Genomic DNA, 6,690 nt, shown 5'->3' with positions numbered 1-6,690 from the left:
GAATAAGTCAAAACGAGCTTTGTTTTTTTGAAGATTTTTTTAAACGTGCTGTTCTCTGCCTTGATAGTTTAATCTATAGCAAGATTTTAAAAACATCTAAAGCTGGAGTTACTCTAAATGGTGAAGTAGCTAAACTATTTAAGGAGTTAGATTTTAATATAGGTGAATTCTTGCAAAGAGTTTTCGAGCTTGAAATATTGTTTTACAGGTATACAAAAACAGACATTGATAAAGCAAATTTAGATAAGAAAGTAAATGAGCTTGTTGGGTTTTTTAATAATACTAAAAAGGTTTATTCTATAGAGAATAAATCCACTTTATGTCCTTTTTGTCAAAAGCATAACCTAGAGTTTTACTTGGATAGGGTTATTTGTCAAAACAAGGAGTGTAAATGGAGTCTAAAGCGTCAAATATCGGGTGTTTATTTATCTGTTAGTGATGTAAATCAGCTTATACAAAAAAGAAAATCGTCTTCTTTGTTTGAGTTTAAAATAAGTAAAAGCAATAAAGTTAAAGGTTATTTACGTCTTAATAAAAACTGTGAGTTACAATATGAATTTATATAATTGAAATGGAGACTTTTTAGGATTTGCTTTTATTTAAAAGATGTGCCAAATCAGGATCGTTTTCAATTCTTAAAAGCTCATTTTTGATAATCTTTTCAATGTCTTTTTTGATTTGGTTGTAGTTATCTTGAATTGCTTTGTCTAGAAAGTCTTCATTTTTGTAGTTTGTAAAAGAGGTTATAGTGGGAATTGATTTATAGTTTTTTTGCTCTTGATTGACTTTGTTTGTGTCTATTTTAATGTGAGCATGGAAGATTTTCTGCTCTATTTTTTGATCAAAGTTATCAGCCACGGCCCCAACGAAGATTCCTTGACTAAGAGTGGATATTTTCGAGGAAGGTATTAACATATCTAATTGAGTGGATATTGAAGAAGATCTATCATATCTATTAATTGATATGCTTTGACGCTTTTGTAGAATTTTTCCAAATCTCTCGGATAACTGTTTGGCTGTTTCACCAACTACTTGACCTGAAAAAATATTCCCCACTGTGTTTTGAATAACTTTACTTTCTTTGTCTCCATAGTCTCTATTTAGTTGAGAGAAGTCTTGAAATCCTAAACATACTGCTACTTTATTACTTCTAGCCGTTGCTATTAAATTATCGAGTCCTCTGAAGTAAATTGTAGGTAACTCATCTATAATAACAGCGCTTTTTAGTTTATCTTTTTGATTAATTAGTTTTACAATTCTTGAATTGTAAAGTCCTAATGCAGCTGAGTAAATATTTTGTCTATCCGGATTATTGCCAACACACAATATCTTCGGTTCTTCTGGATTATTGATATCAAGGCTGAAGTCATCCCCACTCATAACCCAGTACAGTGAGGGTGATATCATTCGCGATAAAGGGATTTTAGCCGAGGCTATTTGACCTTGTAGTTGCTCTTGCGCGCCACCTTGCCATGCGTCCATAAAGGCAGATAGGTAATTCTCTAAAGAGGGATAGCTTGTTAAAATGGTAAATACATCTTTATACTTTTTGTTTAGTAGTTCTATGGCATGAGGAAAGCTACAATACTTGCCTTTTTTGTAGATTTTCAAAAACCAAATTATTGCCGCTAACAGAATAATTGGCGATTCAACAAAAAAATCTCCTTGTTTTTGAATCCATGATCTATTTAAATTCAGCATAATGGTATAAGCCGATTCATAGGCATCGGATATGTCTTTTATAAACTTGGAGTTTATAGGGTTGCACCTGTGACTTTTTCTGGGGTTATCAAAGTTAATAACATAGAATTTGGGCTTTACTTTGTATTTATCGCTATGTAAAAGTAGATGATTATAAGCTATAGTGGATAGGTCATCAAATTTAAAGTCATAGATATACATTGAAAACCCTTTTTCGATTAATTGCTTGATATAGCTGTTAATAACCGCAAAGCTTTTACCCGAACCTGGTGTACCCAGAACAATGGTGGCTCTAAAAGGGTTAATAATGTTTATCCAGCCTTTGTGCGTTTTGTTTTTATATAAAAACTCAGTTGGTAAGTTAACCGAATATTTATTTTCAATAAGACGGGTTTCTTGCCAAAAGCTTTCATTTTCAAAATTAAATACATCTTCAAGTAAATCATCTGATAAAAGCCTACTTATCCAAGCTCCTGATATTAGAAGAAGTAGGTATCCTAAAAAAGTGCTTAAAATATAAGTGATGTTTGAAAGGGTAGATTGATTGTCAAGTAACCAAAAGTTTAAAAAGTATAATATAAAGCCAACAAAGAACACACAAAATATTTTTCTTAGAGTTATCAACGGATCTTTTACACCTTTTTGTCCCCAAAGACTTAGAGCTAGCAAAACAAAACAACAGAGTTTTGTAACTAAAGGATGATAGAAAAGAAAAGAGTGTTTATTAAAGCCTAAAAGTATTTGGTTTACAACTAGACTATAGATGTTAGTCTTAACAAACAAGTAGTAGCAATACCAGTATAGGTGAATAAGTAATAGTAGAATACTAACAGCTCTTAATAATGAAAGAATTTTAGATAGAGCTTTTAAATCATCTTCACTTTGCATAACATATTAATTAATGGGTTAGAATTAAAAGTACAAAGCCTTGTTTTAATTCTTAACCCATGACCTTGTATTGTACTGTTTGTCCTTTTAAAACCTATGCTTGTAAGTCTATTGTATCAGTGCTCAGTAATTTGATTGTAATAATTAACATTTTAGAGTTTTCTTAAATTGATTTGCTTATGATAGCTAATTATTTTTATTAAAGTATTTAAAATTTATGATTATAGTCTAATGTGATTCTTTGTTTGAGTGAGTGATTATAAATGCAACAAAATGTCTTTTACTAAAAGAAAGTGAGAGTCTACGGAATTTTAAGGAAAATTCAAGGTTATATAATGCGAATACCGTACTTTTGTTTTTTCGTTGTAAAAAGACAATTTTTTGACGAATAAAGCTCACTTATAAATCACATATTAATGATAATTTAGAGGTTTTAAACACTTCTAAGTAGGAAAAAAGAAAAATGAAAAAGATTCTTATCACTGGAGGAGCTGGGTTCATCGGTTCCAATTTAACTGAGTATTTCTTATCTAAAGGATATTTTGTACGTTGTTTAGATAATTTCGCAACAGGATATAAGCACAATATCGAAGAATTTATGTCTAACCTAAATTATGAGTTAATCGAAGGAGATATCCGTGATTTAGAGACTTGTCATCGTGCAGTAAAAGGAATGGACTTTGTATTGCATCAAGCAGCATTAGGATCTGTACCTCGTTCTATTAACGATCCCATTACCTCAAATGAGGTGAATATCAATGGATTTTTAAATATGTTAGTTGCAGTACGTGATGGTGGAGTGAAGCGTATGGTATACGCTGCTAGTTCATCAACGTATGGAGATTCTCCAACATTGCCTAAAGTAGAAGATGTTATTGGAAAACCACTTTCTCCTTATGCGGTAACGAAATATGTAAACGAATTATATGCAGATGTATTTGCAAAGACCTATGGAATCGAAATTATAGGATTGCGCTACTTTAACGTATTTGGTCGTCGTCAGAATACAAGAGGAGCTTATGCTGCTGTTATTCCTTTATTTACAAAACAGCTTATCCAACATGAAAGCCCTACCATTAATGGAACAGGAGAGAACTCTCGTGACTTTACATATATCGATAATGTGATTCAGATGAATGAACGCGCAATGTTAACTGATAATAAAGAAGCGATCAATACCGTTTACAATACAGCGGTGGGAGATCGTACTAATCTTAATGAGTTAGTAGGTTACTTAAAAGAGTTTTTGACAGCTTATGATGGGGAAATTGCCAATATTGAAGTGAAGCACGGGCCAAATCGCCAAGGAGATGTTGCACACTCTTTAGCTTCTGTAGATAAGGCAAAAAGCTTATTGGGTTATGCTCCAACTCATGTAATCCGCGAAGGATTAAAAGAGGCTGTCAAGTGGTATTGGGAACACAAAGAAATGTTATAGTTAAAAGAGTTTAAAAGAGATAATAAAATATACAAGTTTACAATATATGAATACACAACATAAAATTGCAGTTGTCGGATTAGGTTATGTAGGATTGCCATTGGCAAGGTTGTTTGCAACTAAATTTCCAACGGTAGGATTCGATATTAACAAAGGACGTATTGGAGAATTAAGAGAAGGAAAGGATAGTACGTTGGAAGTATCTGACGAAGTGCTTCAATCTGTTTTAGTCAATTCAAATCCAGTATTAGATGGTAGTGATAAAGGGTTATTCTGCTCTTATGATATGGAAGATATTAAGGATTGCAATGTGTATGTAGTGACTGTGCCTACTCCTGTGGATAAACACAATCGCCCTGATTTAACACCGTTGTACAAGTCTTCTGAGACCGTAGGAAAGGTGTTGAGAAAAGGAGATATCGTGATTTACGAATCTACGGTATATCCTGGAGTAACGGAAGAGGAATGTGTACCTGTTCTAGAACGTATATCAGGATTGAAGTTCAATGAAGATTTCTTCTGTGGATATTCACCAGAGCGCATTAATCCAGGTGATAAGGAGCATACAGTTGAAAAAATATTAAAAGTAACGTCAGGAAGTACACCTGAAATAGGAGTAGTAGTCAATGATATTTATAAAGCTGTGATTACAGCTGGAACACATTTAGCACCAACGATCAAAGTAGCAGAAGCTGCTAAAGTGATTGAGAACTCACAACGAGATATTAATATTGCTTTTGTCAATGAACTTGCGAAAATTTTTAATTTGTTGGATATTGATACACATGCTGTATTGGAAGCTGCAGGTACAAAGTGGAATTTCTTACCGTTTAAGCCAGGATTAGTAGGGGGACATTGTATTGGTGTTGACCCATACTATTTAGCACAAAAGGCCATGGAAAAGGGGTATCATCCAGAGATTATCTTAGCTGGTCGTCGATTGAACGATTCTATGGGAGAGTATGTTGCTTCTCAGGTAGTGAAAACGATGATTAAAAAAGGAATCAATGTTAGTAAAGCAGAGGTATTGATGTTAGGGGTGACTTTTAAAGAGAACTGTCCTGATGTGCGTAATACGAAGATTGTAGATGTAATTGCTGCTTTAGAAGATTATGGAGTAAAAGTGACCACCTATGATCCATGGGCAAATCCTGCAGAGGTAATGCATGAGTATGGAGTAGTAAGCCATAATAATATACAAGATATACTAAAATTAAGTTCTCAAAGTGAGGATCATCGTTTACCTACAGCTTTATGTAAGTTTGATGCTATTGTATTGGGAGTTGCACACAAAGAGTTATTGGCATTAGATTTTGATAGCTTGAAGAAAGAGGTAGCCGTGGTATATGATGTAAAAGGCGTTTTAGAAACAGAGGTAGATAGTAGATTATAGTAGTAAGTTAAATACTGAATTTAAAAAGCTATTATGTAGTTAAGTCAATAATTACATAATAGCTTGTGTTATATATATGAATGATATAGGCGGTAAATTTAAAACAGGGCTGATTTGGTCTATTATTGGGCAATTTGGGTACTTGTTCATAACCTTATTGACGAACATAATACTTGCTAGGTTATTATCGCCAAAAGAATTTGGGGTAGTTGCTATTGCAACTTTTTTTATTGCTATTTCAAAAGTATTAACTGAATCAGGGTTGTCAGGTGCATTAATTAGGAAAAAGGATTCTACTGAATTAGATAATTCAACTATTTTCCTTTTTAATCTATTTGTTAGTATAGGACTCTATGTTATTTTGTTTTTTTCAAGCCCTAGTATTGAGATTTATTATGGAATAGAAAATTTAAGTATTTATGTAAGGGTATTGGGATTGGTATTAATAATTAACTCCTTCCAGATTATTCAAAATGTCCGGTTAATAAAGAAGTTACAATATAAGCGAATTTCATCTTATACGCTTATTTCAGTAATTTTGTCTTCTTTAATTGCCGTTGGAATTGCTGCATTTGGCTATGGTGTTTGGGCATTAATTTTATTGCAAATACTGAACTCTTTGTTTCTTACTATAATTTTTTGGATAAAAGAGCAAGGACTAACGGTATACAAGTTTAGTAAAGATAGTTTCAAAGAATTATATGGTTTTGGTTTGTATACTACCTTATCGTCATTGTTGAATACGGGGTTTGATAATATATATCAATTAATCTTAGGAAAGTATTTTAGTTTAGGTCAAACGGGATATTATTTTCAGGCCAAAAAATTATCCGAAATACCTGTGGGTATAATTAAATCTACCACATTAGGTGTCGTTTTTTCAGCTTTATCTAATTTACAAGATGATAAAGAAAAATTTGATCAACTGTATAATAACATTATCCGTATTTTTACTGTTGTTGTAGGGGTAATATGTATGGGGATTTTCTTATACTCTAAAGAAATATTATTCTTGTTGTATGGAGAAAAGTGGTTATCAGCAGATTTTTATATGAAAATTCTAGCTTTAGCTTCTTTTTTCTATATGCAAGAGATGTTTAATCGGATTTTGTTTAAAGTATTTAATCAAACTAGAAGAATTTTAGTTCTTGAAATTATAAAGAAAGCAATCAATATTGTATCCTTAGTTATTGGAGTTTATTACAAGAGTATTGAAATTTTGATGTACGGTTATTTAGTAACATGTATCATTAGCTATTTTATTAATTAC

5 protein-coding genes are annotated in these 6,690 nt (G+C 32.2%); 4 read left to right on the top strand and 1 reads right to left on the bottom strand.

The window, feature by feature from the left end:
• Positions 1–566: topoisomerase C-terminal repeat-containing protein (locus tag GOQ24_RS16560; protein WP_208103227.1), on the top strand; the 566-nt coding region annotated here is incomplete at its 5' end.
• A gap of 16 nt (positions 567–582) precedes the next feature.
• On the opposite strand, the gene mobC is transcribed toward GOQ24_RS16560, so the two are convergent.
• Positions 583–2,589, bottom strand: a complete 2,007-nt coding sequence (gene mobC / locus GOQ24_RS12670; RefSeq protein WP_160339846.1) for a conjugal transfer protein MobC — start codon at positions 2,587–2,589, stop codon at positions 583–585.
• A 463-nt stretch (positions 2,590–3,052) separates the two neighbouring features.
• Between mobC and GOQ24_RS12665 the strand changes: the two genes are divergently transcribed.
• The 3 genes from GOQ24_RS12665 to GOQ24_RS12655 form a co-directional block, all read left to right on the top strand.
• Positions 3,053–4,027: an SDR family oxidoreductase gene (locus tag GOQ24_RS12665; protein ID WP_160339845.1), complete on the top strand. Its 975-nt coding sequence runs from the start codon at positions 3,053–3,055 to the stop codon at positions 4,025–4,027.
• Between the two features lie 46 nt (positions 4,028–4,073).
• Positions 4,074–5,420: a nucleotide sugar dehydrogenase gene (locus tag GOQ24_RS12660; RefSeq protein WP_160339844.1), complete on the top strand. Its 1,347-nt coding sequence runs from the start codon at positions 4,074–4,076 to the stop codon at positions 5,418–5,420.
• A 76-nt stretch (positions 5,421–5,496) separates the two neighbouring features.
• The coding region (locus tag GOQ24_RS12655) for a lipopolysaccharide biosynthesis protein (protein ID WP_160339843.1) at positions 5,497–6,690 on the top strand (1,194 nt) is incomplete at its 3' end.

The organism is Myroides sp. LoEW2-1, from assembly GCF_009767705.1.
GTDB classification, from domain to species: domain Bacteria; phylum Bacteroidota; class Bacteroidia; order Flavobacteriales; family Flavobacteriaceae; genus Flavobacterium; species Flavobacterium album_A.
This window is presented reverse-complemented; position numbering and strand designations above follow the sequence as displayed.

What these genes read in the sequence shown, in the direction of transcription:
- GOQ24_RS12665 (WP_160339845.1), top strand. Translation starts at nt 3,053, where the DNA reads ATGAAAAAGATTCTTATCACTGGAGGAGCTGGGTTCATCGGTTCCAAT.
- GOQ24_RS12660 (WP_160339844.1), top strand. Translation starts at nt 4,074, where the DNA reads ATGAATACACAACATAAAATTGCAGTTGTCGGATTAGGTTATGTAGGA.
- mobC (WP_160339846.1), bottom strand. Translation starts at nt 2,589, where the DNA reads ATGCAAAGTGAAGATGATTTAAAAGCTCTATCTAAAATTCTTTCATTA.